Annotated in this window: 21 protein-coding genes; 7 read left to right on the forward strand and 14 right to left on the reverse strand. The window is 58.7% G+C overall.

The genetic code is table 11. The annotated features are described in order from the left end of the window. Positions 1-48 precede the first annotated feature (48 nt). The 4 genes from ACF0H7_RS01230 to ACF0H7_RS01245 all read left to right on the forward strand — a co-directional run bounded on the left by ACF0H7_RS01230 (position 49) and on the right by ACF0H7_RS01245 (position 7414). Complete coding sequence (locus tag ACF0H7_RS01230) at positions 49-1854, forward strand: phenylacyl-CoA dehydrogenase (RefSeq protein WP_397451034.1); 1806 nt, start codon at positions 49-51, stop codon at positions 1852-1854. A gap of 353 nt (positions 1855-2207) precedes the next feature. Further along, positions 2208-3497: a GGDEF domain-containing protein gene (locus tag ACF0H7_RS01235; protein WP_397451035.1), complete on the forward strand. Its 1290-nt coding sequence runs from the start codon at positions 2208-2210 to the stop codon at positions 3495-3497. A gap of 89 nt (positions 3498-3586) precedes the next feature. Beyond that, complete coding sequence (locus ACF0H7_RS01240) at positions 3587-5383, forward strand: acyl-CoA dehydrogenase C-terminal domain-containing protein (RefSeq protein ID WP_397451036.1); 1797 nt, start codon at positions 3587-3589, stop codon at positions 5381-5383. Positions 5384-5635: 252 nt separating this feature from the next. Further along, complete coding sequence (locus ACF0H7_RS01245; protein ID WP_397451037.1) at positions 5636-7414, forward strand: acyl-CoA dehydrogenase C-terminal domain-containing protein; 1779 nt, start codon at positions 5636-5638, stop codon at positions 7412-7414. 251 nt (positions 7415-7665) lie between these two features. Here ACF0H7_RS01245 and ACF0H7_RS01250 read toward each other — a convergent pair whose 3' ends face one another. After that, positions 7666-8574 carry a LysR family transcriptional regulator gene (locus tag ACF0H7_RS01250; RefSeq protein WP_397451038.1) on the reverse strand — a complete coding sequence of 303 codons (909 nt, stop codon included), beginning with the start codon at positions 8572-8574 and terminating at the stop codon, positions 7666-7668. Between the two features lie 102 nt (positions 8575-8676). Between ACF0H7_RS01250 and ACF0H7_RS01255 the strand changes: the two genes are divergently transcribed. After that, on the forward strand, positions 8677-9375 hold the full coding sequence (locus ACF0H7_RS01255; RefSeq protein ID WP_397451039.1) for an MOSC domain-containing protein: 699 nt from the start codon (positions 8677-8679) through the stop codon (positions 9373-9375). Beyond that, positions 9372-9989, forward strand: coding sequence for an aminotransferase class III-fold pyridoxal phosphate-dependent enzyme (locus ACF0H7_RS01260; protein WP_397451040.1), 618 nt, complete (start codon positions 9372-9374; stop codon positions 9987-9989). The genes ACF0H7_RS01255 and ACF0H7_RS01260 overlap by 4 nt, the downstream gene beginning before the upstream one ends. 139 nt (positions 9990-10128) lie before the next feature. Here ACF0H7_RS01260 and ACF0H7_RS01265 read toward each other — a convergent pair whose 3' ends face one another. From ACF0H7_RS01265 to ACF0H7_RS01325, 13 genes are all read right to left on the reverse strand, one after another. Next, positions 10129-11955, reverse strand: coding sequence for an alpha/beta hydrolase family protein (locus ACF0H7_RS01265; RefSeq protein WP_397451041.1), 1827 nt, complete (start codon positions 11953-11955; stop codon positions 10129-10131). Further along, positions 11921-13078 (reverse strand): pyrroloquinoline quinone biosynthesis protein PqqE, encoded by a 1158-nt coding sequence (gene pqqE, locus ACF0H7_RS01270; RefSeq protein ID WP_397453798.1) that lies wholly within the window; start codon positions 13076-13078, stop codon positions 11921-11923. The genes ACF0H7_RS01265 and pqqE overlap by 35 nt, the downstream gene beginning before the upstream one ends. Continuing rightward, the gene (gene pqqD / locus ACF0H7_RS01275) at positions 13065-13340 is read right to left on the reverse strand and encodes a pyrroloquinoline quinone biosynthesis peptide chaperone PqqD (RefSeq protein WP_397451042.1); all 276 of its coding nucleotides are present in this window, start codon (positions 13338-13340) and stop codon (positions 13065-13067) included. The genes pqqE and pqqD overlap by 14 nt, the downstream gene beginning before the upstream one ends. Further along, positions 13337-14092 carry a pyrroloquinoline-quinone synthase PqqC gene (gene pqqC / locus ACF0H7_RS01280; protein ID WP_397451043.1) on the reverse strand — a complete coding sequence of 252 codons (756 nt, stop codon included), beginning with the start codon at positions 14090-14092 and terminating at the stop codon, positions 13337-13339. Before pqqC ends, pqqD begins: the two co-directional genes overlap by 4 nt. Before the next feature lie 8 nt (positions 14093-14100). After that, entirely contained in the window at positions 14101-15012 is a 912-nt protein-coding gene (gene pqqB / locus ACF0H7_RS01285; RefSeq protein ID WP_397451044.1) for a pyrroloquinoline quinone biosynthesis protein PqqB, read from the reverse strand. A 67-nt stretch (positions 15013-15079) separates the two neighbouring features. Continuing rightward, positions 15080-15154 carry a pyrroloquinoline quinone precursor peptide PqqA gene (gene pqqA / locus ACF0H7_RS01290; protein ID WP_010444206.1) on the reverse strand — a complete coding sequence of 25 codons (75 nt, stop codon included), beginning with the start codon at positions 15152-15154 and terminating at the stop codon, positions 15080-15082. Between the two features lie 84 nt (positions 15155-15238). Next, positions 15239-17497, reverse strand: coding sequence for a pyrroloquinoline quinone biosynthesis protein PqqF (pqqF, locus tag ACF0H7_RS01295; protein WP_397451045.1), 2259 nt, complete (start codon positions 17495-17497; stop codon positions 15239-15241). 375 nt (positions 17498-17872) lie between these two features. Beyond that, positions 17873-18673 (reverse strand): carbon-nitrogen hydrolase family protein, encoded by an 801-nt coding sequence (locus ACF0H7_RS01300; protein WP_397451046.1) that lies wholly within the window; start codon positions 18671-18673, stop codon positions 17873-17875. A gap of 11 nt (positions 18674-18684) precedes the next feature. After that, entirely contained in the window at positions 18685-20364 is a 1680-nt protein-coding gene (locus ACF0H7_RS01305; protein ID WP_397451047.1) for a flavin monoamine oxidase family protein, read from the reverse strand. Positions 20365-20585: 221 nt separating this feature from the next. Then, on the reverse strand, positions 20586-21047 hold the full coding sequence (locus ACF0H7_RS01310; RefSeq protein WP_397453800.1) for an Lrp/AsnC family transcriptional regulator: 462 nt from the start codon (positions 21045-21047) through the stop codon (positions 20586-20588). Between the two features lie 45 nt (positions 21048-21092). Then, positions 21093-21860 (reverse strand): class II aldolase/adducin family protein, encoded by a 768-nt coding sequence (locus ACF0H7_RS01315; RefSeq protein ID WP_397451048.1) that lies wholly within the window; start codon positions 21858-21860, stop codon positions 21093-21095. Positions 21861-21942: 82 nt separating this feature from the next. Beyond that, a complete protein-coding gene (locus ACF0H7_RS01320) occupies positions 21943-22698 on the reverse strand; it encodes an anti-sigma factor family protein (RefSeq protein ID WP_397451049.1) in 756 nt (251 codons plus the stop codon). After that, positions 22691-23203 (reverse strand): sigma-70 family RNA polymerase sigma factor, encoded by a 513-nt coding sequence (locus ACF0H7_RS01325; protein ID WP_397451050.1) that lies wholly within the window; start codon positions 23201-23203, stop codon positions 22691-22693. Before ACF0H7_RS01325 ends, ACF0H7_RS01320 begins: the two co-directional genes overlap by 8 nt. Positions 23204-23361: 158 nt before the next feature. Here ACF0H7_RS01325 and ACF0H7_RS01330 point away from each other — a divergent pair, with 158 nt between their 5' ends. After that, positions 23362-24327 (forward strand): metallophosphoesterase family protein, encoded by a 966-nt coding sequence (locus tag ACF0H7_RS01330; protein WP_397451051.1) that lies wholly within the window; start codon positions 23362-23364, stop codon positions 24325-24327. Positions 24328-24429 lie beyond the last annotated feature (102 nt).

A 24429-nucleotide genomic window follows, 5' to 3' on the forward strand; every position in this document is an offset into this window, starting at 1 on the left:
ACAGATCGATCATTCATTTCCAGGATTCATCAGCAGAGGTTTATCGCTATGCCTGACTACAAGGCCCCCTTGCGTGATATTCGCTTCGTTCGTGACGAGCTGCTCGGCTACGAAGCGCACTATCAGAGCCTCCCGGCTTGCCAGGACGCTACTCCAGACATGGTTAACGCCATTCTCGAAGAAGGCGCGAAGTTTTGTGAGCAGGTGTTGGCGCCGCTGAACCGCGTGGGTGACACCGAAGGTTGCACCTGGAGTGAGTCCGGCGTGAAAACCCCGACCGGCTTCAAAGCGGCCTACAAGCAATTCGTTGAAGGCGGCTGGCCAAGCCTGGCGCACGACGTGGCCCACGGTGGTCAGGGTCTGCCTGAATCGCTGGGTCTGGCGGTCAGCGAAATGGTCGGCGAAGCCAACTGGTCGTGGGGCATGTACCCAGGCCTGTCGCATGGCGCGATGAACACCATTGCCGAGCACGGCACTGACGAGCAGCGTCATGCCTACCTGACCAAGCTGGTGACCGGCGAATGGACTGGCACCATGTGCCTGACCGAGTCGCACTGCGGCACGGACCTGGGCATGCTGCGCACCAAGGCCGAACCTCAGGCTGACGGTTCGTACAAAGTCTCCGGCACCAAGATCTTCATCTCCGCTGGCGAACACGATATGGCCGATAACATCGTCCACATCGTGCTGGCACGCCTGCCGGATGCACCGGCTGGCACCAAAGGCATTTCGCTGTTCATCGTGCCGAAATTCGTTCCGGACGCTGATGGCAACATCGGCGACCGCAATGCGGTGAACTGCGGTTCCATCGAACACAAGATGGGCATCCACGGTAACGCCACCTGCGTGATGAACTTCGATGCAGCCACCGGCTACCTGATCGGCCCGGCGAACAAGGGCCTGAACTGCATGTTCACGTTCATGAACACCGCGCGTCTGGGCACTGCTTTGCAAGGTCTGGCTCACGCCGAGATCGGCTTCCAGGGCGGCCTGAAATACGCACGTGATCGCCTGCAAATGCGTTCACTGACTGGCCCGAAAGCGCCGGACAAAGCCGCTGACCCGATCATCGTCCACCCTGACGTGCGGCGTATGCTGCTGACCATGAAAGCCTTCGCCGAAGGCAACCGTGCGATGGTGTACTTCACCGCTAAACAGGTCGACATCGTCAAATACGGTGTCGATGAAGAAGAGAAGAAGAAAGCCGACGCACTGCTGGCCTTCATGACGCCGATCGCCAAAGCCTTCATGACTGAAGTCGGCTTTGAATCAGCCAACCACGGCGTGCAGATCTATGGCGGCCACGGCTTCATCGCCGAATGGGGCATGGAGCAGAACGTTCGCGACAGCCGAATCTCCATGCTGTACGAGGGCACCACCGGTATCCAGGCGCTGGACCTGCTGGGCCGTAAAGTGTTGATGACCCAAGGCGAAGCGCTGAAAGGCTTCACCAAGATCGTCCACAAGTTCTGCCAGAACAACGAAGGCAAGGAAGGCGTTCAAGAGTTCGTTGCGCCATTGGTTGCCCTGAACAAAGAATGGGGCGAGCTGACCATGAAGGTCGGTATGGCGGCGATGAAAGACCGTGAAGAAGTCGGTGCCGCTTCGGTGGATTACCTGATGTACTCCGGTTATGTCTGCCTGGCTTACTTCTGGGCTGACATGGCGCGTCTGGCGGCTGAAAAGCTGGCGGCCGGCACCACCGAGAAAGACTTCTACACCGCTAAACTGCAGACCGCGCGTTTCTACTTCCAGCGCATCCTGCCGCGTACCCGTACGCACGTTGCCACCATGCTGTCGGGTGCCAACAACCTGATGGACATGAAAGAAGAGCACTTCGACCTGGGCTACTAAGCACAGGCGTGGTTTGCTGAAAAGCCGCTTCTCCTTCGGGGGAGGCGGCTTTTTTTGTGTCTGTCATGTAGCCAGATCTGCCGCTGCCACTGTAGGAGCGAACTTGTTCGCGAGGCGGTGTGTCAGCAATACCGCGCCATCCCGCTCGCCAACAAGTTGGCTCCTACAGGAAAATCGTCAGAACAGACATCACAGAGTTAAAGTAGTAGCAATTAGCGATCAACCTTTTTCAGCTGCTGCCGTTAAAGAAGATTAATCAGGCATTTCGGCCATTTAAGTGCTTAACTCTCGCAGTGCAGGCACAATGCCACTTGTTGATAATCCATTGTCACGCCGGGTAGGAGCCGTCTCCCTTGCAGCGTTTTTCCGCAGTACGTTTCAGCCATTTCCTGCCTTCATTACTGTTGCTGGTGTCAGGGCTTGCGGCTGCGTATGTAAAAGATCTCAATGTGTTCTTCACTTCGCTGTTCAACGTACTGCCCACCCTGGTGCTGCTGTTGGGCGGCTCGTATTGCGCGGTGTATCGGCGGCAGCGTGAGCTGTTCCTGATGATCACGGTGTACATCGCCTACTTCTTGCTTGATACCCAGACGGACTTTTACCGCGACAACGGCAAGGTGCGTGAAGACGCGGCCGTGGTCTTTCACCTGTGCTGCCTGCTGCTGCCGCTGCTGTTCGGCCTGTTCGCGGGCTGGGAGGAGCGCACGCACCTGTTTCGCGACATGGTCGCGCGGTTTGCGGTGTTATTCGCCTTTGGCAGCGTCGCGTTGGCGTTGGAGCAAAGCTTCCCCGTGGCGCTGTTGAACTGGCTGGCGGAGATTCGCTGGCCGAGCCTGCACGGAAGCTGGATGAGCCTGATTCAACTGGCGTACCCGGTATTCTTCGCCAGTTTCGTCCTGGTTATCGTGCAATACGTTCGCAATCCGCGTCCGTTGCATGCGGCGCAGATCGTCGGTTTGCTCGGATTGTTTTGGGCCTTGCCGCAAACCTTCATCCTGCCGTTTACATTGAACATCATGTGCAGTCAGGTGATGTTGATGATTGCGGCGGCGGTCGCGCATGAGGCCTATCAAATGGCCTTCCGCGATGAGCTGACGGGCCTGCCGGGCCGTCGCGCGCTCAACGAACGCATGCAGCGTCTGGGGCGTAACTACGTGCTGGCGATGAGCGACGTCGACCACTTCAAGAAATTCAACGACACCCACGGCCATGATGTGGGTGATCAAGTGTTGCGTCTGGTGGCGAGCAAGCTGTCGAAGATTGGCGGTGGCGGTCGTGCCTATCGCTATGGCGGTGAGGAGTTCGCCCTGGTGTTTGCCGCCAAGACGCTGGAAGAGTGCATGCCCCATCTGGAAGTGATCCGCGAATCCATCGCCAGCTACAACATTCAGCTGCGAAATCAGGATCGGCCGCAGGACGACCAACAGGGTAGGCAACGTCGGCACGGCGGGCAGGCGTCCAGTGTGTCGGTCACGGTCAGCATTGGCGTTGCAGAGCGTCAGTTGGATCAGCGCTCTCCTGAAGAAGTGCTGAAGTCTGCTGACCAGGCGTTGTACGCCGCCAAAGGCGCGGGGCGCAACTGCGTGGTGGCTCACGGCCAGAACCGTCGTGGCGCGGTGCGCATGGCCGGCGCTGCCAGTTAAGTTATGGCGGCGCATTCAGCGTCTGGACTGTGATTGTTCAGGGTATGCTCGCGCAGTAGGTTGACTCATCTGCTGCCGGAGAAACGACCATGCCTGAATACAAAGCCCCCTTGCGCGACATGCGCTTTCTGATCGACAACGTTTTTGACTTCCCTGCTCATTACGCAAGCCTGGGCGCGCACGACGCGAGCCCGGACATGGTCAGCGCGATCCTCGAAGAGGGTGCAAAATTCTGCGAACAAGTGTTATCGCCGCTGAACCGCTCCGGTGACGAAGAAGGCTGCCATTTCGACAAGGGCGTGGTGACGACGCCTAAAGGATTCAAAGAGGCCTTTGCCCAATACGTCGAGGGCGGCTGGCACGGTCTGGCGGCAGATCCGGCTTACGGCGGTCAAGGCCTGCCGTTGTCGCTGGGCCTGGTGATCAGCGAAATGATCGCCTCCAGCAACACCTCCTGGGGTATGTACCCTGGCTTGACCCACGGTGCGATGTCGGCGATCCACGCCCACGGCACCGAGGAACAGAAACAGACCTACCTGACCAAGCTCACCGAAGGCGAATGGACCGGCACCATGTGCCTGACCGAAGCCCATTGCGGCACTGATCTGGGCATCATCAAGACCCGCGCCGTGCCGCAGGCCAACGGCAGTTATGCCATCTCTGGCAGCAAGATTTTCATCTCGGCCGGCGAGCACGACATGAGCCAGAACATCGTCCACCTGGTGTTGGCGAAGCTGCCGGATGCACCGGCGGGCACCCGTGGTATCTCGCTGTTCATCGTGCCGAAGTTCATGCCGGACGCCGCTGGCAATGCCGGCGAGCGCAATGGCGTGTCTTGCGGTTCCATCGAACACAAGATGGGGATCAAGGCCTCGGCCACCTGCGTGATCAACTTCGATAACGCCACCGGTTACCTGATTGGCGAGGCCAACAAAGGCCTGAACTGCATGTTCACCATGATGAACCATGCGCGACTGGGCACGGGGATGCAGGGCTTGTGCCTCGGCGAAGCGAGCTTCCAGGGCGCGATCAAATACGCCAACGAACGCTTGCAGATGCGCGCATTGACCGGCCCGAAAGCGCCGGAGAAAGCCGCTGACCCGATCATCGTTCACCCTGACGTGCGTCGCATGCTGTTGACCATGAAAGCGTTCAATGAAGGCAACCGTGCGCTGACTTACTTTGCCGGCCAGATGCTTGATACCGCGCACATGAGCGACGACGCCGCCAAGCGTGAGGAAGCGGAAAACCTGTTGGCGTTCCTGACGCCGATCTGCAAAGCGTTCATGACCGAGACCGGTCTGGAAGTCACCAACCATGGCATGCAGATCTTCGGCGGCCACGGCTTCATCCGTGAGTGGGGCATGGAGCAGTTGGTTCGCGACTGCCGCATTGCACCCATTTACGAAGGCACCAACGGCATTCAAGCCCTCGACTTGCTTGGCCGTAAAGTGCTGGGCAGCCAAGGCAAGCTGCTGCGCGGCTTTACCAAGATCGTGCACAAATTCTGCGAAGCCAATGCCGAGCATCCGCAGCTCAAGGGCTTCGTCGCGCAGTTGAGTGGTTTGAACAAACAGTGGGGTGAGTTGACCACTAAAATCGGCATGTCGGCGATGAAGAATCCTGACGAAGTCGGCGCGGCGGCACTGGATTACCTGATGTACAGCGGCTACATCATCCTTGCTTACCTGTGGCTGCGCATGGCCTTGGTGGCACAAGCACAACTGGATAGTGGCAGTGGCGAGGCAGCGTATTTCCAAGGCAAATTGGTGACGTGCGAGTTCTACTTCAAGCGTCTGCTACCGCGCACCACCAGCCACATGGCAGCCATTGAAGCGGGCAGCGATTGCCTGATGCAAATGCCGGCGGAGATGTTTTCTCTATAACGCCCACTGATCACCTGTAGGAGCGGCCGAAGGCTGCGATCGACTGGGTACCAGTCGCTGGCCGCGCATCATGAAGGTTCTGCGGACCTTATCGCAGCCTTCGGCAGCTCCTACAGTTCTTCATTCCCAATCAAATCTCAGTGACTAAAAATAACAAAACAGTCACGCCTCGACCCTATGTGTCGCAAATGGTGTTCGGTTACACTCGAAAGCACTGTTACAACTACCTGCTCACGTTTTTCGAGGTTTGCCATGGCTGATTACAAAGCGCCACTGCGCGATATGCGTTTCGTCCTCAATGAAGTCTTCGAGGTTTCCAAACTCTGGGCTGAACTGCCGGCGTTGGCCGAGACCGTGGACGCCGAAACCGTAGAAGCCATCCTCGAAGAAGCGGGCAAGGTCACCGGCAAAAGTGTTGCCCCGCTCAGCCGGGCGGCTGACGAAGAAGGCTGCCACTGGAACGACGGTAACGTCACCACCCCGGCTGGTTTCCCTGAGGCTTACAAAACCTACGCCGAAGGCGGTTGGGTCGGTGTCGGCGGTGATCCGGCGTTCGGCGGCATGGGCATGCCGAAAGTGGTCTCGGCGCAAGTCGAGGAAATGATCAACTCTTCCAGCCTGGCATTCGGCCTGTATCCGATGCTGACTTCGGGCGCCTGCGTGTCGATCAACACCCACGCCAGCGAAGAACTCAAAGCCACCTACCTGCCGAATATGTATGCGGGTACCTGGTCGGGTTCGATGTGCCTGACTGAAGCCCACGCGGGCACCGATCTGGGAATTATCCGCACCAAGGCCGAGCCTCAGGCTGATGGTTCCTACAAGATCAGTGGCACCAAGATCTTCATCACAGGTGGTGAGCACGACCTGACCGAAAACATCATCCACCTGGTGCTGGCCAAGCTGCCGGATGCGCCGGCAGGTCCGAAAGGCATTTCACTGTTCCTGGTGCCGAAGTTCATGGTCAATGCCGATGGCAGCCTGGGTGAGCGCAACCCGGTGACCTGTGGCTCCATTGAACACAAGATGGGCATTCAAGCGTCCGCGACCTGCGTGATGAACTTCGATCAGGCGGTGGGATACCTGGTAGGCGAGCCTAATCGCGGTCTGGCGGCAATGTTCACCATGATGAACTACGAGCGACTGGGTGTTGGTATCCAGGGCCTGGCCTCGGGTGAGCGCTCGTATCAGAACGCTATCGAATACGCCCGCGACCGTCTGCAAAGCCGCTCGCCGACCGGTGCTCAAGCCAAAGAAAAAGTGGCTGACCCGATCATCGTTCACCCTGACGTGCGCCGCATGTTGCTGACGATGAAAGCCTGCAACGAGGGCGGTCGTGCGTTTTCCACCTATGTGGCGATGCAGCTGGACACCGCGAAGTTCAGCGAAGACGCCGAGGCCCGTCAACGCGCCGACGCGCTGGTGGCTTTGTTGACCCCGGTGGCTAAAGCGTTCCTGACGGACTTGGGTCTGGAAACCACCATCCACGGTCAGCAAGTGTTCGGCGGCCATGGGTTCATTCGTGAATGGGGCCAGGAACAACTGGTGCGCGATGTGCGCATCACCCAGATTTACGAAGGCACCAACGGTATTCAGGCGTTGGACCTGGTAGGGCGCAAAATCGTCGGCAGCGGCGGGGCGTACTACAAGCTGTTCGCCGACGAGATTCGCCATTTCACCGCGACGGCCGGTAGCGAGCTGGCTGAGTTCAGCAAGCCACTGAACGATGCGCTAACCACCCTCGATGAGTTGACTGAGTGGGTATTGGATCGTGCGGCGGCCAATCCGAATGAAATCGGTGCGGCATCGGTCGAGTACCTGCATGCCTTCGGGTATATGGCATACGCTTACATGTGGGCGTTGATGGCGCGCGCGGCCTTGGGCAAAGAAGCTCAAGAAGACTTCTACGCCAGCAAATTGGGCACCGCACGCTTCTATTTTGCGCGTTTACTGCCGCGTATCCATTCGCTGAGCGCCTCGGTGAAAGCCGGCAGCGAATCGCTGTTTTTACTGGATGCGTCGCAGTTCTGATGCGAGTCGGATAAGTCTGACGTCATGTAAGCATTTGCTTACATGACGTGATGGTGATTGCCCCCTAGCGCTTGAATGGATCCAAAGCTAATCTACTTCACATGGACGTAGCGCAGGACGCGCAATAAGACATAACAGGGACACGTAGGGATTCCTGCCAGGATGGCGGGGCGAAAAGGATGTCAGGGAAACAGTCTGCAAAACCCCGCTTCGGCGGGGTTTTCTTTTGGGCGCGATTTAACTTGCCGCCGTCAACTCAGAACATCCAATGACGCCTTGCGCACATTGGGCGCTTCTTCCAGCAACGACCGCAGCAACTCCAGCGTGGCTTGGTGCCGCTGCGCATCGCGATAGACCAATCCAACCTTGAGCAGCACCCGCGGTTCAGTCAGCGGTTTCCATAATAATTTCGAGTTGCCGTGGATACGCTGTACTCGACCTGGCAGAACGGTCGCCAGTGTGGTGTTCAGCAAGCTGTCGAGAATCCCCGGCATGCTGTTGAGTTCTGCCTGCACATGCGGGCGGCGCCCGAGATTGGCCAACTCCGCCTGCCAGATCTGCCGCACCTGATATTCCTCGCCTAACAGCAGCATCGGTAATTCAGCGGCCTGACTCACCGACACTTTTTTGAATTCCCGCAGCGGATGCTCGGCGGGGATGACCAGTCGCAGTTCGTCTTCATACAGCAACAGGCTGTGCAGCCCAGGCTGGTGAGCTGGCAGGAAGCTGATGCCGATGTCCAACGAACCATTGAGCAGGCGCCGTTCGATTTCCATGCCCGACAGCTCGTAAATCTGCACCACCAAATGCGGCTGAGCCTTGCGCAGGCTGTCCAGCAGTTGCGGCACAAGGTTGAGCACGGTTTGCAGTACGCCAATGGCCAGGGTTCGCACCGACTGCCCCTTGAAGCTGCGCAAGGCATCACGGGCCCGTTGCATGCCTTCGAGCAATGGCAGCGCGTGGTTGTACAGGGTGTGCGCGGCGAGTGTTGGCAGGAGGCGTTTGCTGCTGCGTTCGAACAGGCTGACATCCAGGCTGTGTTCCAGCTGCCTAATCTGCTGCGAGAGCGCCGGTTGCGACAAGGACAGCCGCTCCGCCGCGCGCCCGACGTGGCCCTCTTCATAGACGGCGACAAAATAACGTAGCTGACGGAAATCCATAAGTAAGTCTTATCGAAGCCACTGGAAAATCGAAATGGCCTCAGGCCACATTGCGGCCTATTCTACGCGCATTCCGAGAGGCTTATAGGGCCAGCAGTCGTGATGAACAGCGTATATGTCGAAGGTGTTTACATAGGAAAAGCAAAAAACCTTGGTCATGGATTGGTCGTCGATATCGATAAGCAGCGTCTAGATCGCCGAATCTGGCTTTGGCCTCAAGGCCTGGGCGCTGATGAACATGGTGATCCGCGCTTTCATACCGGGCCGGAACGCGCGCTGCACCACTACCCCGCTGAACACTACGCTCACTGGCGTCAGCTCTATCCGCAGATTGATTGGAGTGCGCCGGCGTTCGGCGAAAACCTCTCCACGCAAGGTATTGCCGAAGACGACGTGTGCCTGGGCGATATGTTTCGTTGGGGCAGCGCGTTGCTACAAGTCAGCCAGCCACGCTCGCCGTGTTATCGCCTGAGCCATCGCTGGGGTCTTGAAGATATGCCGCAGCAGGCGCAAGACAGTGGCCGTTGTGGTTGGTTTTACCGAGTACTCAAACCCGGCTTCGTCAGTGAGAATGATCCGTTCGAGCTGGTCCAGCGCAGCTATCCCGGCTTGACTGTGGCTTGGGCATTGCGCAGTTTTTATCACGAACCGCTGGAGCGCTCGGGCCTGAAAAAACTGGTGGATTGCGCGGCGCTGTCCTCGCGTTGGCGTGACATCGCTCTTAAGCGCCTGCGCACCGGGCGTGTCGAAGATTGGTCAGACCGCCTGCTGGGCTTGCCGTTGGAAGGATTACGCGCATGAATCTGTTGAAGTTGCTGTTTAACCGCCAGGCGTTGACAGACACCGGCGTCGCGGCCGAATTGGACACTGAAGAGGCTTACCTCGGGCTGAGCGGGATAGAACGCCTGCGCAAGACCACGTCCAGTGATCAGGTGCATATCGTTGATACCGGTGCCGATGCCCGCGACATGGCGATCAAGCTGTCGCGTCTCTGGAGTCAGCAGCATCGACGTGGCGAGTTCGGCCTAATCTCGACCAACACAGCAGTACCTGGCGCAACCCATGTGCCACGCAATGATTTGAAAGCCCTGCATGCTGCGGTCGATGCGCACACGGTGGCGATCATTCTGCAGCCCTTGAGTAGCGCTGACCTCACGCCGACCGCGCGAGCGTACTATCTGGGCGCGGAGAAACTGTGCCGCGAACTGAAAATCCTGCTGGTACTCGATGACACCCGCGCCGGTCTGGGGCGCCGCGAAGCCTTGCTGTGCGAATCGCGCTGCGGCATCCGCGCCGATATGGTGGTGCTGGGCAGTGGTGTGGACGGTGGATCGTCAATGGCGGCAGTGTTGCAGCGTTCGGCGCCGCGTGCGGTTACTGCATTGCCCGAACATTGGGGCGCGGTGGCGGCTTGATCTGACGAAAATCTACGGTCGGCCCCCATTTTGTAGGAGCTGCCGAAGGCTGCGATAAGGTCGGAACGGCCTTCGCGGTGTAGATTGATCGCAGCCTTCGGCAGCTCCTACAGAAAATTTGCGCCTGTGAAGGGCCCTGTTAGCTGTCTATAACCTTGCGGTAAAACCTCCATTCCTCCTCCAGCGCATGGGCCAGGTTCGCCGCCTTGCGAAAGCCATGTCGCTCATCGGCATAGAAGTGGGCTTCGGCAGCAATCCCGTTGGCCAATAGCGCCTCGAGCATATCCCGTGTCTGCCCAGGGACGACCACTGCGTCGAGTTCGCCCTGAAAGAAGATCACCGGGACCTTGATCTTGTCGGCATGCAACAACGGTGTCCTTGCCCGGTAACGCTCGGCGTCTTGCTCCGGATCGCCGATCAGCCAGTCCAGATAATCACTCTCGAACTTATGCGTCGCCCGAGCCAGCGCAGCGGGATCGCTGACGCCATACAGACTCGCCCCCGCGCGGAACACGTGATGGAAGGCCAGCGCGCACAGCACGGTATAACCTCCAGCGCTGCCGCCACGAATAAATGCCTGTTCAGGGTTGATCAGATTGCGCTCAGCCAGATGGGCCACGACTGCGCAAGCATCCTCGACATCCACGTCACCCCAATTCAAATGCAGGCCCAATCGATAAGCACGGCCATACCCGGTGCTGCCCCGGTAATTGAGATCAGCAACCGCGAAGCCGCGTTGGTTCCAGTACTGGATGCGCGGATCAAGCACCGGGTAGCAGGACGAGGTCGGTCCGCCATGGACGAACACCACCAATGGCGGCTGCGGTGCCGCATTCAACGGCGCATAAAAGAAGCCATGTGCTTCACCTGAACCGCTGGGGTAATGGAGAGCCTGGGGGCGGGTGATCTGTTCAGCGGGCAGCGGCGCGATACCACCTGCCAGCACCTGGAGCTGATGATCCTGGCGGCGAATTGCGAGCACGGCTTGTGAACTGATCGCCGAGGCTGCGACGCAGTAGATGAACTGTTCATCCACCGCCAGGCTGCGAAAACGGCTGTAGTCGCCAGTGAACTCTTCGAACGAGCCATCGGGGCTGCAAATGGCCAATCGGCCGAAACCTGCTTCGCTCCAGCTAGCCAGATAGCCGCCATTGTCCATCGGCAACCAGGTGACATCGCCCAACTGCCAAGGTGCGGGGGCGTGATCGGCCAGGGCGGCGGGCAGGGCGCTCAGGCCGTCAGCAGTTTCGCCCCACGGCTGCCAGAAACCGCCGCGATCGGTCAGACACAACAAGCGACCTTGGGCATCAAAGCGAGGTTGCTGAATGGACTGTTCCTGATCCAGTCCGGCGACACATCGCGGCGCTCCCCACTGCCCGTCGGCCTGTCGCTCAGCACACATCAACCGGGTTGAGGTCCAGGGTTGATGCGGGCGCTGCCATTCGATCCAGGCCAGGCGCTGACCATTCGCACTGACAATCGGCGCCGCATAGAAATCGGCGCCTTCGGCCAGCAGATGGCGTTGACCGCTGGCAAGGTCGAAGGCCACCAGACGATGCACGTCATGATCCTGTTCCACAGCCAAAAGCTGCCCGTTGGCGTAGTGCAGAGCGCCGTAGCATTTGCCGCCGTGACTGAGTAACTGCGGCTCGGCGCCGTCGAATCCCTGACGATACAGCTGCTGATCCGCCTCGTTGACGAACACCACAGCCTCATCGCTCAGGCAGAACGAACCGCCGCCATATTCGTAGACGCGGCTACGCACGCTGAAGCCTTCGGGGGTCAGGCAGTGGATCTGCCCCTGATGCCGACGCCAGATCTGGCAGGCTGTTTCAGAGGGTCGGTATTCATTCCAGAAAAGCCCTGCGGCACTGATCGCCAGTTCGGCGAATTCGACGCCGGCGGCAACGGCCTGTGCGGCGCCGAGCGGTTCAGGATTTGAGGATGAGTCGGGCGTTGCGTTCATTGCGGAAGGCCAGTTGCTCAATGGTTTGGCTAGCATACTCGGCTTGTTCCCGAGCCTTGATGATCAGGTCGTGATTGGGAGATTTCCCACAGACTGGATCGGCATTACTGGCATCGCCGGTCAGCATAAAAGCCTGACAGCGGCAGCCGCCAAAGTCCTTTTCTTTCTCGTCGCACGAGCGGCAGGGTTCGGGCATCCAGTCGTAGCCGCGAAAGCGGTTGAAGCCGAAGGAGTCATACCAGATGTGCTGCAGGCTGTGATCGCGCACGTTAGGAAATTGCACCGGCAACTGTCGGGCCGCGTGACATGGCAGTGCAGTTCCGTCCGGTGTCACTGTCAGAAATACGCTGCCCCAGCCATTCATGCAGGCTTTTGGGCGTTCTTCATAGTAGTCGGGGGTGACGAAAATCAGTTTGCACGGGTGCTGTTCGGCGGCCAGTTTTGCCCGGTATTCGTTGGTGATGCGTTCGGCACGTACCAACTGTTCGCGGGTTGGCAGCAAGCCGGCGCGGTTGAGTTTTGCCCAACCATAGAACTGGCAGGTGGCAAGCTCGACGAAGTCTGCATCGAGTGCCAGGCATAGCTCGATGATGCGGTCGATCTTATCGATATTGTGCCGATGGGTGACGAAGTTCAGCACCATTGGATAGCCATGTGCTTTCACGGCGCGGGCCATTTCCAGCTTCTGTGCGAAGGCCTTTTTCGAGCCGGCCAACAGGTTGTTCACTTGTTCATCACTGGCCTGGAAACTGATCTGGATATGGTCCAGGCCGGCCTTCTTGAAGTCGGCAATTTTCGCTTCGGTCAGGCCGATGCCAGAGGTGATCAGGTTGGTGTAAAAGCCCAACTGCCGGGCTTCGCCGATCAGTTCGGCGAGATCCTGGCGCACCAGCGGCTCGCCCCCGGAAAAGCCGATCTGCGCCGCGCCCATCTGGCGCGCCTCACGGAACACCTTGAACCATTCTTCGGTGCTCAATTCCTGCCCGTGATCCGCGAAGTCCAGGGGGTTCGAGCAGTACGGGCATTGCAGCGGGCAGCGATACGTCAGCTCGGCCAGCAGCCATAACGGCAAGCCGGTGGCGGGCTTCGGCGGAAGTTGGACCTCGGTTTCAGGCGAGGTCAATCCAGTGTTCGGCACGGGCGACCTCCATGAATTGTTCGACATCGCTGCCCAGTTCCGGAAAGCCGGGAAACTGCAGGTCCAGCGCTTCGATAATCAGCGCGACGCTGCGCTCGCCATCAATCAGTCCGCCGATGGCACTCGCGCTTTCGTTGAGCTTGATCATGCCCTCGGGGTACAGCAGCACGTGGGCGTTTTGCGCGGGCTCGAATTGAAAACGATAGCCTCGACGCCACTGCGGAATCAGTTGTCGATCGAGGCTCATAACGCGATTCCCCTATGCCAGACTCGCTGGTCGGTGACGCTGTGATACGGCGGCCGATTCAGTTCATAGGCCATGCTCATGGCGTCCAGCATGCTCCACAGGATATCCAGCTTGAACTGGAGAATTTCCAGCATGCGCTGCTGCGCTTCGTAGGTGGTGTAGTGCTGCAAGGTGATGGTCAGACCATGCTCTACATCGCGTCGGGCCTGTCCCAGTCGGGTGCGGAAATACTCGTAACCGCTGGGGTCGATCCAGGGGTAGTGCTGCGGCCAACTGTCCAGCCGCGACTGATGAATCTGCGGCGCAAACAGTTCGGTCAGCGAACTGCTGGCGGCTTCCTGCCAACGGGCACGGCGGGCGAAGTTGACGTAGGCATCTACCGCAAATCGTACGCCGGGCAGGACTAACTCCTGCGAGCGTAATTGATCCGGGTCCAACCCGACGGCTTGTCCCAGTCGTAACCACGCCTCGATACCGCCGTCTTCGCCGGGGGCGCCGTCGTGGTCCAGCAAGCGCTGAATCCACTCGCGCCGCACCTCGCGATCCGGGCAGTTGGCCAGAATCGCTGCGTCCTTGAGCGGGATGTTCACCTGGTAGTAAAAACGATTGGCGACCCAGCCCTGGATCTGCTCGCGGGTCGCTCGGCCTTCGTACATCGCCACATGAAACGGATGATAGATGTGGTAGTAAGCGCCTTTGGCTCGCAGGGCTTTTTCGAACTCGGCGGGGGACAGTGCAGGGACGTCGTTCATGCAAACTCCTACAGTTCGATGCTCATGCCGTCGTAGGCCACTTCGACATTGCGCCGGACCAACTCGGCGCGCTCCGGGGAATCTTCATCGAGGATCGGGTTGGTGTTGTTGATGTGGATAAGCACCTTGCGTTGCCTGGGCAAGCGCGCCAACACCTCCAGCATGCCACCGGCGCCGCTCTGCGCCAGATGCCCCATTTGCCGGCCAGTGCGGGAGCCGACGCCACGGCGCTGCATTTCGTCGTCAGTCCACAAGGTGCCATCTATCAGCAGACAATCGGCGGCCGACATTTGCTCCATCAATGCATCATCAACGGCACCGAGACCCGGGGCATAAAACAGCCGGCCGCCGGTTTTCAGGTCGTCGACGATCAGGCCGATGTTGTCGCCGGGGTGTGGGTCAAAGCGATGCGGCGAGTAGGGCGGGGCTGCGCTGCGCAGTGGGGAAGGGGTAAAACGCAGGTTTGGACAGGCCGGAATAATGAAATGACTGTCCAGCGCGATGCGGTTCCAGATCAGGCCGCCGTTCCAGTGCGTCAGCATGTTGAACAAGGGGAAGCCGGTACTCAGGTCGTCGTGAACCATGTCGGTACACCAGACGTGATGTGGACAGCCTTCGCGCAGGCTGAGGAGCCCGGTGGTGTGGTCGATCTGGCTGTCCATCAGGATGATGGCGCTGATGCCGGTATCGCGCAGGGCGCGGCCGGGTTGCATCGGGGCAAAGTCCTGAAGTTGTGCGCGGATGTCGGGAGAGGCATTACACAGGACCCAATGCACACCGTCGTCCGACAGGGCGATGGACGATTGCGTACGCGCTTGAGCCCTCAGGCTACCGTTGCGAAACCCTGCACAATTAAGGCAATTGCAATTCCACTGCGGGAAACCGCCACCCGCCGCGGAACCAAGAATCTGGATGTGCATTGATGCTCCCTTTAGCTCCCCAGCAAAAAAATGCCCCGGCGAACCGAGGCATGGCATTGCGTCGGAATCAACGGTTGGCGAAGTACATGGTGACTTCGAAACCGATACGCAGGTCGGTGTAAGCAGGTTTAGTCCACGACATGGGGCGCTCCTTCTGGGTAGATGCAACGGTTGATGTCCAAACTTTAGTCCACAGGCGCGTGGAGACGTTCAGATTGTTAGGGGGCTATCGGGTTAACGGACGACTGGTCATGATCAGCCACCCGCCGGTTGGCCGCTGCAACTGATTAGCCGCATTGAGTAACTGTGGCTTTTTGAAGTGTAGAAGAGCGTCCCGCAGACGCTGGGGATAAAACGCATCACGGCCGGCCAGATAGGCTTGCCAGAGCCATTCGCTGGCTTGCCCAGGCGGCATTGTCGCTTGGTCCAGTTGGCTGACCAGCACTTGCTGTTGGGTGGCCAGATCGGATGCGGCGATCAGCGCTGGCAGCTTGCTGATGAAGGCCTGCACGTGATCGAAGATTTCGTCGACCGACGCGTTGGGCGATTGCACGCCGAACAGCCAGCCAGATTGCCCGGCGATCTGTCGGAAACCGCTGAATACTGCGTAGCCCAGTTGCAGCTCAACCCGTAGTCGCTGATAGAACGCGGCCTGACCGAGGTGTACCAGCAAGCGCCAGGCGGCTTCGTCAGATAAGCGCTGACCGCGTGTCGGGCAGAACAGCAGCAGCGCATTTTCCGAGGTGTTCGATGTGTGGGCTTTTTGCCGTTCACCGGGAGGGATGGCGGGGACATGCAAGGGCGGTGGCTCAGGCGTGCCGGGTATCATCAGATGCTCGCCCTCCAGTGCGTCGGCGGCCAGACCCAGATTGAAGGTTGTCCACTGAGCGCTGTCCCACACCGTTGCAAGGTCGTTGACGTTATCCACAGCCTCGCGAGCGTCCAAGTAGTCATCGGGAAGCTGCTTGAGCAACTGACGGATCGCAATCTGCGCGGGTTCGCGATGGCATTGACCAAACTGAGCCAGCGCTTTGCTGTCTGGCTCGGTCAGTAGACGGAGCGCGTGTTGCAGGATGGAGGGCATCGGGGACGGCAGACCGCTGAGGGTGAGTTGCCAGAAATTTCCCAGCGCGCTGAAGTTCAGGATAACGCCCGCCTGCTGTGCGGCGTGGCTGAGGTTTTGCAGGCTGCTGTTGAGCATCTGCCACAGCGCCGGGTGCGCCGCGTCCAGTCGCCAGCGCAGGAACACGGCGCCGTCGTCGCTATCGTCGACGTCACCGCGCAGAAAAGGATTAGGCTCGGGGAGGTGCCAACTGACGGGCTCGATGGAAAAGTTATCCACAGCGGCTGGACGTAGCTGATCCAGCACTGCGTTCACCGGAAGTTTGCCGTTGAGGTGTTCACTGAAAAACCGTGCCAGATCCAACGCGCTACTGACGGCCAGGCGTCGTTGCTGCAACAGCGCGTACTCCTCACGCAGTGCTGGCCAATGGGTTTTAAAGAAGCTTAGCCAGTCAAAGAACAACGCCGTGAGGGTCTGACGTTGGTCGAGGCCGTCATCGCTAAGGGTAAATTCGATATTGAGCAGCAACTGGCCACCGAACTGATACAGAGGTTCAGCTTTGAGCGCCTGGATAAAACCGCGCTCACGCAATTCGAACAATAAGCCGCCAGGCCGGGCGTCAATGACCCAGGTGCAGAGAAACCGGACGGCCTCGGCGCTGGATTCGGGTAAGTCTTCACACGCAAAAAGCAGATTCAGCCGCCGAGGATCGGTAACCGGCTGTGTGCAAAGCGCGTCCAGCAGCCGTGGTGGTGGCTGTTGTTGATGTTTTTCTCCCGGCACAAACTGGCTGCCGTACTGGGTTGCCAGTGCCTCCAATTCGATCAGCGGTTGTGGCCCGCTCAGGCTCAGGGTCATTTGCCCTGCCTGATAGAAACACTGATAGAAGTCCTGCAACGCCTGCTGAAACGCCTGACGCGGCACCGGCAGACTGTAGCGATTGCCAGCGTGAAAGGCGCGTAATGGATGCTCAGCTGAAACCCACTGCATCAGGCTTGCCTGAGCCATGGCCTGGGTATCCTGCGACCAGGCAATGAACTCAGCGTGGACCACGTCCCGTTCGCGCAGTTGGTCAGCCGGTGCCAGGCGCGGATGAGTGAGCATGTCGCATAGCCGTTCCAGGCCTTGGGCGAATGCAGAGGGTGACAGCTCGAAGAAAAAATCAGTCAGGCGTTCGCGGGTGCTGGCGTTCACCTGTCCGCCGTGACGCTGGACGAACGTCATGAGGTTTTCGTCGGCCGGGAAGCGTTCGGTGCCGAGGAACAGCAGGTGCTCGAGGAAATGCGCCAAGCCCGGCCACTTGGGTGAAACATCATGACTGCCGGCCGCTACCCGTAATACCGCAGCACAACGGTTTAGCCTTGGGGCGTGATACAGCACGACCCGCAACCCATTGGACAACGTCAGGTATTTGATAGGCATGCTGGCGGGTATCCCTTGAACTGTAGGAGCTGCCGAAGGCTGCGATTCAGTCTATACGGCGAAGGGCGTTCCGGCCTTATCGTCCGAATGCGGCCCCAACCTTCGGCAGCTCTCATCAAACAAAAGATAACCGGTTGATTTCAAAGGCTCCGCAATCTGCTTCTGCCGAAGGCGCAGGAGCCAGCTTGCTCGCGATCGGGCTGGGCCGCACTCGGACGCAGCGGCAGTAAAACCTGAGCACGCGGAGTATCAGTTAAACCCGACAACCTGATTTTACGACTGCTGCGCAGCCGATCGCGAGCAAGCTGGCTCCTACAGGGACCACGTTTGCTGCGCGACAGCGCGGCGTCTGGACGACGGGGAATCTCCTACACGTCAAGGTTTCAGCAATTGTGAGTACAACCCCGGCCGGCGATCGTTGAAGTAGGTGTTGATGGCGCGTGAGTCTTCCATCAATTGCCGGTCCAGGGTGCCAATGATCAGCGTTTCATCCTGCGCCGCCAGCGCGATGCGGCTGCCATCCGGGGCGGCGATGCTGCTCAATCCGCAGTAGTGAATATCGCCCTCGCTACCACAGTAGTTGGCATACACCACATAACACTGGTTCTCGAAGGCTCGCGCGCGAACCGTGACCTCGGCGACGAAATCATAGGGCGCCATGTTTGCCGTCGGCACCAGAATCAAGTCCGCGCCGGCCAGTGCTAACCGCCGGGTGTTTTCCGGAAACTCCACGTCGTAGCAAATCAACAGGCCGAGACGCCAGCCATTGAGCTCGACCACCGGGAAGTCATCCTCGGCCACGGCAAACATCGACTTATCCAGCTCACCGTACAGATGGGTCTTACGATAATTACAGAGACTTCGGCCCTGGGCATCGATCAACTGCACTGCGTTGTACACCTGATCATCGCTGGAAAGCTCGGGGTAGCCATACACGATGGCGATTCCCGAGGCCTGAGCAATGGTCGCGACTTGCTCGGCGCAATAACCGTCACGGGCTTCGGCCAGCGAAAATGCTGACTCAGCGCCGATGTTGTAGCCGGTCAGGAACATCTCCGGGCAGACCAACAGGTCCGCCCCTAGAGCCGCTGCTTCTGCCGCTCTGTGCGACAAGCGTTGCAAGTTGCCGCGGACATCCAGTGGCAGCGGTGGGCATTGGTATAAAGCAATGCGCATGGGCGTATTCCTCAGTCCGCGAGGGCGATAGGGCCGATTTCGTCGAACACGTCGCCGGGGCCCGGGTTCTCTGCATGAGTGCTGCCGCCGAAGTGTTTCATGATGCCCCACACCGCGTTCAACGATGTCTGCACCGCGCCTTCGACCCACGCGGGCGTCCACGAGACGTCATCACCCGCAATAAAAATGCCGCGCTGTTCGCTGGGCATGTCTTGCTGCATGAAGTGCGCGTACATGCGCTGGTTGTAACGATAGTGACCTGGCAATGCACCTTTGAAGGCACCCAGGAAATGCGGGTCGGCTTCCCACGACACGGTGATCGGGTCGCCGATGATACGTGCGGCAATATCGACTTTCGGGTAGATCTTTTTCAGCGCGTCGAGGGCCAGTTTCACGCGTTTTTCGATGGGTTGCGGCAGCATTTTCAGGGCGTCGCTCATCCACGAGTAAGACAGGCAGATCACCCCCGGCTTATCGTCGCCGTTGTCGAACAGGTAAGTGCCACGGGTCAGGCGATCAGTGAGGGTCATGCTCATCACGTCGCGGCCGGTTTCCGGGTCTTTGTCCTTCCAGAACGGGCGGTCGACCATGACGAAGGTTTTCGATGACTGCATATAGCGCGTGCGGTCCAGGGCCATCCACATTTTTTGTGAGAACAGCGACTCTTCGCATTCGATTTGCGTGGTCAACAACCAGCTTTGGCACGTGGTGAGCACGGCCGCGTAGTGGCGGGTATCGCCCCAGTTATCGGTGACGGCGAAGCGGCCGTCGTCAGCGCGGGCAATGCGCTTGACCCCGGTACGCGGTGCGCCATTGTGCAGTGACGACAGGCTGGTGCCTTGCGGCCAATGGGCGCAATGCTCCGGTACATGGCGCCAGATCCCCAGCGGCACTTGTTCCACGCCGCCGACAATCAGGTGTTGGTGATCGTCGCAGTTGGTCATCACCACGCGGAAAATTTCCAGCATCGAGTTGGGGAAGTCCGAGTCCCAGCCACCGGTGCCGAAACCAACCTGGCCGAACACTTCGCGGTGGGTGAAAGACAGTTTGGCGAAGGCTTTCGAGGTGGCGACGAAATCGTAGAAGGTGCGGTCGTCCCAGAGCGGAACCAGGGTATTCCACAATTCTTTCAGACGCGGCACATCACGATCGCGGATGGCTTGCTGGATCTCTGCGAATTGCGAACCGGCTTCCAGCGCATCGGCCCAGGCGTCAGCCACTTCCTGAAACAGTGCCGGAAGATCAGACAGTTTCTGTGCGTAATGGGTGGTGCCTTCCAGGTCGATCACCGTGCTGCCAGAGGCGGCAGTCAGCGGGTTGGGGAAGGGTTTGGATTCGAGGCCCAGCTTGTCGACGTAGTGGTAAAACGCCGTGGAGGACACCGGAAAGCGCATGCCGCCCAGCTCGGCAATGATGCCTTCGGTTCCTTCAAACGCCTGCGAGCGCAACCGACCGCCCATCTTCGACGCTTCGTAGACAACTGGCTTCAACCCGAGCTTCATCAGTTCATAAGCCGCGACCAGACCTGCGATGCCTGCACCGACAATCGCCACTTCCGCGCCATGGTTCTGCGCTGGAATACTGCCCAACCCGGCCGGGTGTTCGATCCAGTCGTCAAAGGCAAAAGGGAAGTCCGGGCCGAAAATAGTGATCGGCTTTTTACCGTCTGCAGGATGGCGATTGTTGTTCATGACTGACCTTGCTCGGCTGGTACGCAAAAGAACACAGTCTAGATAAGAGTAAGCACGTTAATAAGACGCAATGTGTCGTCGTTTTGATGATTTATAAGTCATTGTGACGAACATAAATAACACATTGCTCTCTGTAGGAGCGGGCTTGCCCGCGATCAGCTTGACGCGGTCTGTCACAAATGGCGCCATCGCGGGCAAGCCCGCTCCTACAGGGGACCTCCCTAAACCGGTTGCCCGCGATCAATCTTGCTGCTGAGGATGATCGAGGTTGTCGTCTTCTCCACGCCATCCACACTGCCGATCAAATCCAGCAATTGATCCAACTGCTCAGGCGAATCGGTCCGCAGCCAGGCCACGTAGTCGAACTCGCCACTCACCGCGCACAACTGCTGAACCTGCGCCATGGCGCTTAGTTTTTTCAGCACTTCCTTGCCCGACCGCGGCTGCACGGTGATACCAACATAAGCCTGCAACCCGCCATCGACCACCCGCTGACTGAGCCGCACGCCGTAACCGGTGATCACCTTGGCCTTCTCCAGCCGGCTTAGCCGCGAGGTCACGGTGGTGCGGGCGATGCCCAATTGTCGAGCCAGCATTGCCACGCTTTCGCGGGCGTTGATCTGCAAGGCCGCGATCAGTTGGCGGTCGATTTCATCGAGAACGGGCGGGCGACTATCGGACAAGGTCATCTCCATCGGGGACGGCGGGGCGAGCATGTTACCTGCACCTCAGCTTTTGTAATCAGGCGCGATGCGCTCTGCCAGTCGCAACAGGGCGGCCCAGGCCATGCGATTGGCGTCCGGATCGCTCAACTCACCTTCGGGCACTTCATGACCTGGCGCATTGAACTGTTGCTCGGTGCGGCGGCAAACCTCATCCGAAGGAATGCGTAGCGCGCCACCGGCTTGCGCGGCGATCTGGATGTCGCAGGCTTTTTCCAGGTAATACATACGCAGAAATGCCTGCTGGACACTGTCGCCGACACTGAGCAAGCCGTGATTGCGCAAGATCATCACCGACTTGTCGCCCAGGTCGGCCACCAATCGCTCTTTTTCACTGAAGTTGAGCGCGATGCCTTCGTACTCGTGATAAGCGACCCGGCCGTAAAACTCCATGGAGATTTGGTTGAGCGGCAGCAAACCACATTCCTGTGCCGCCACCGCGCAACCGGCTTTGGTATGGGTATGCAGCACGCATTGCGCATCTTCGCGGGCGCTGTGGATGGCGCTGTGGATCAAGAAACCGGCGGGGTTTACAGGGTGGGGCGAGGCTTCGACCTTGTTGCCTTGCAAATCGATTTTCACCAGATTCGAGGCAGTCATTTCCTCGAAAAACAGCCCATACGGGTTGATCAGAAAATGATGTTCAGGTCCCGGAATGCGCACGGAGATATGCGTCGAAATCAGATCGGTCATGCGGAAGTGCGCGACCAGCCGATAACACGCGGCCAGTTCGGTCCTGAGGTGCCACTCTTCCTGGCTGTAAGCGTTTGCCATGTTTTCTCCGGAGATGACTGAGCGGATACGAGGGGCAAATGATTACGCTGCCGACGTGTCGCGGGTCAAGTCCGTGATGGGATTACAGGCCTTTTTGTGTGAGTTGACTGAACGCCTCCAGCTCGCTTTTTTCCAGGTCGGACACCACGATGAAGCGCATGTGGTTTTGCCGCCAGGACACAATGTTATAACCGCGTTTCGACTGGATTTGCAGTGGGCTGTCAGCCTCTGTCGTTGGCACCACGAAGGTGTTGATGATGTGTTTGTCGTGACGGTAGGAAAGCGCCGCCGCAGTTTGATGTTGCAGGTAGTCCAATCGCCCGCCCAGCAGTGGGAAACCTTGCGCGGCAAAGTCGTTTACCGGTGGTGAGAAATCCAGTTTGCCAGTGAACCAGGGTTTGACCGTGTGCCGGTCGGAGGAGGCAACGTCCATCAAATGCTCACCCATCAACGAGCGCACATGGCTGGACACGGCTTCGTCGGTCCAGACGTCATCGCTGGACGGGGTGGCGATGTAGAGCAGCAGCGCTGCCGCAAATACCGTGGCCGACAAAGCAGGTGCCAGCCAGTTGCGCAGGTTTTGCCAGGCGTTGGGCCTGGGCGCCGTAGGCGGTTGCAGGCTGGCGCGCAGGCTTTCGGTAAACGACGCCGGTGCGCTGTAGTAAGGCGCATGGGTTTTCACCGCCATCGAAAATACCTTTAACTCTTCCAGCCGCAGCTGACAGTCAGTGCAGTCGGTTAAATGTCCGGTAAAGCGCTGATGGGCAGCGACATCCAGCTCATCATCCAGATAGCCATGCATCAGAGCGTGGCAGTGTTCGCAGTTCATTTCACTCATGGCGATACAACTTCATAAATTCAGTTTTGAGCATGGCGCGTGCCCGGGCCAGCCTCGACATCACCGTGCCCAGCGGCACGTCGATCACCGTCGCAATCTCCTTGTAAGGCATGTCTTCAAGCTCCTTGAGAATGATCACTTCCCGAAATACCGGCGACAGGGCTTTGAGCGCCTGCTGCAGAAACGCCGCGTCCTGCGTGCGAATGGCGCTGATTTCCGGTGTGTGGGTGTGGGCCAGTGCCGCGTCGTCTTCATCAATCTCGTCGCCGATGGCCAGCCAGCGATGTCCGGTAGACGCGCGCAGCCAGGTGTAACTTTCGTTACGCACGATGGCCAGTAACCAGGCTTTGGCGTTTCCACCTTCAAAGCGATGAAGAAATTTGAACGCCTTCAATGCGCTTTCCTGCACAACATCACGCGCAGCACTTTCGTTGCCGGTGAGCCATCGTGCAAGGTTGTAGGCCGCATCCATATGCGGCGTCAGCAGTTCATCAAAACGCTTCATATCAACTTCGTGGCCCCGTTCCATCCCTACATAAACTCCGTTGCTACGGTTTTTATTCCCGGTTTCGGAAATATTTTTTATCGTGGAATAAAGATGTCTGCTCCTTCGTTATAGACCCCGACAGTCCCATCAACATAACAATCACTGCGGAGTCTTTTATGAAAACGGGTTCGAACACACCAGATGAAGAAGAACGCCAAGGTCTTGGGCGCAGGGAACTGTTGAAATGTTCAGCCTGGGCGGGCGCTGGCATTCTGTGGGTCATGAGTGGCGGTATTCCCCGCGCTTTTGCTTTGGACGATGCCGGGGCGCAATTGGCGGCGAGTAAACTGGCCACTAACTTCAGTTTCCTGCAAATCAGCGACACCCATATTGGTTTCAACAAAGAGGCCAATCCCGAGCCAATCAAAACCCTGCAGCTGGCGGTGGATAAAGTCATCGCCCTGCCGAAAAGACCATCACTGATCCTGCACACCGGCGACATCACTCACCTGTCCAGACCAGCGGAATTCGACACCGCCAACGAAGTACTCAAAGGCCTGCCGTCCCCCGTGCATTACATCCCCGGCGAACACGACATGCTGGATGAAGGTGGCGGCAAAGCCTATCTCGATCGCTACGGCAAAGGCACCAAAGGCAGCGGTTGGTACAGCTTCGATGATCACGGCGTGCATTTCATTGCGCTGATTAACGTGGTTAATTTCCAGGCCGGCCACGAAGCCACGCTGGGCGCCGATCAATTGAAGTGGCTGGAAGACGACCTGCGCGCGGTGTCCACCAGCACGCCAGTGGTGGTGTTCACCCATATTCCGTTGTGGTCGATTTATCAGCCGTGGGGCTGGGGTACGGAAGACGGCGATCAGGCCATCGCCATGCTGCGCAAATATGGCTCGGTCACTGTGCTCAATGGCCACATTCATCAGGTCATCCAGAAGGTCGAAGGCAACATCACCTTCCATACGGCGCGTTCAACGGCCTACCCACAGCCTGCGCCCGGCGCTGCCCCGGCACCCGGTCCAATGACTGTGGCCGCAGACCAACTGCGTAATTATTTAGGGCTGACCGAAGTGGTCGCGACCCAAGGCGATCACCCGTTGGCACTGATCAACTCAACCCTGGTTTAAACCACCATTAAATACACCACCCTGCAGTCCGGCTTGCCGACGCTGGCGATTCCAGCCTCGTCGAAGCCGGCAAGCCGGACTGCCAGGGGTGAGAGGAGTCGC

The organism is Pseudomonas sp. NA-150 (assembly GCF_044336365.1).
In the GTDB taxonomy this organism is placed as follows: domain Bacteria; phylum Pseudomonadota; class Gammaproteobacteria; order Pseudomonadales; family Pseudomonadaceae; genus Aquipseudomonas.

Coding starts and splice junctions, on each gene's coding strand:
- ACF0H7_RS01230 (WP_397451034.1), top strand. CDS start 49: ATGCCTGACTACAAGGCCCCCTTGCGTGATATTCGCTTCGTTCGTGAC.
- ACF0H7_RS01240 (WP_397451036.1), top strand. CDS start 3,587: ATGCCTGAATACAAAGCCCCCTTGCGCGACATGCGCTTTCTGATCGAC.
- ACF0H7_RS01245 (WP_397451037.1), top strand. CDS start 5,636: ATGGCTGATTACAAAGCGCCACTGCGCGATATGCGTTTCGTCCTCAAT.
- ACF0H7_RS01250 (WP_397451038.1), bottom strand. CDS start 8,574: ATGGATTTCCGTCAGCTACGTTATTTTGTCGCCGTCTATGAAGAGGGC.
- ACF0H7_RS01255 (WP_397451039.1), top strand. CDS start 8,677: ATGAACAGCGTATATGTCGAAGGTGTTTACATAGGAAAAGCAAAAAAC.
- ACF0H7_RS01260 (WP_397451040.1), top strand. CDS start 9,372: ATGAATCTGTTGAAGTTGCTGTTTAACCGCCAGGCGTTGACAGACACC.
- ACF0H7_RS01265 (WP_397451041.1), bottom strand. CDS start 11,955: ATGAACGCAACGCCCGACTCATCCTCAAATCCTGAACCGCTCGGCGCC.
- pqqD (WP_397451042.1), bottom strand. CDS start 13,340: ATGAGCCTCGATCGACAACTGATTCCGCAGTGGCGTCGAGGCTATCGT.
- pqqC (WP_397451043.1), bottom strand. CDS start 14,092: ATGAACGACGTCCCTGCACTGTCCCCCGCCGAGTTCGAAAAAGCCCTG.
- pqqB (WP_397451044.1), bottom strand. CDS start 15,012: ATGCACATCCAGATTCTTGGTTCCGCGGCGGGTGGCGGTTTCCCGCAG.
- pqqF (WP_397451045.1), bottom strand. CDS start 17,497: ATGCCTATCAAATACCTGACGTTGTCCAATGGGTTGCGGGTCGTGCTG.
- ACF0H7_RS01300 (WP_397451046.1), bottom strand. CDS start 18,673: ATGCGCATTGCTTTATACCAATGCCCACCGCTGCCACTGGATGTCCGC.
- ACF0H7_RS01305 (WP_397451047.1), bottom strand. CDS start 20,364: ATGAACAACAATCGCCATCCTGCAGACGGTAAAAAGCCGATCACTATT.
- ACF0H7_RS01315 (WP_397451048.1), bottom strand. CDS start 21,860: ATGGCAAACGCTTACAGCCAGGAAGAGTGGCACCTCAGGACCGAACTG.
- ACF0H7_RS01320 (WP_397451049.1), bottom strand. CDS start 22,698: ATGAGTGAAATGAACTGCGAACACTGCCACGCTCTGATGCATGGCTAT.
- ACF0H7_RS01325 (WP_397451050.1), bottom strand. CDS start 23,203: ATGAAGCGTTTTGATGAACTGCTGACGCCGCATATGGATGCGGCCTAC.
- ACF0H7_RS01330 (WP_397451051.1), top strand. CDS start 23,362: ATGAAAACGGGTTCGAACACACCAGATGAAGAAGAACGCCAAGGTCTT.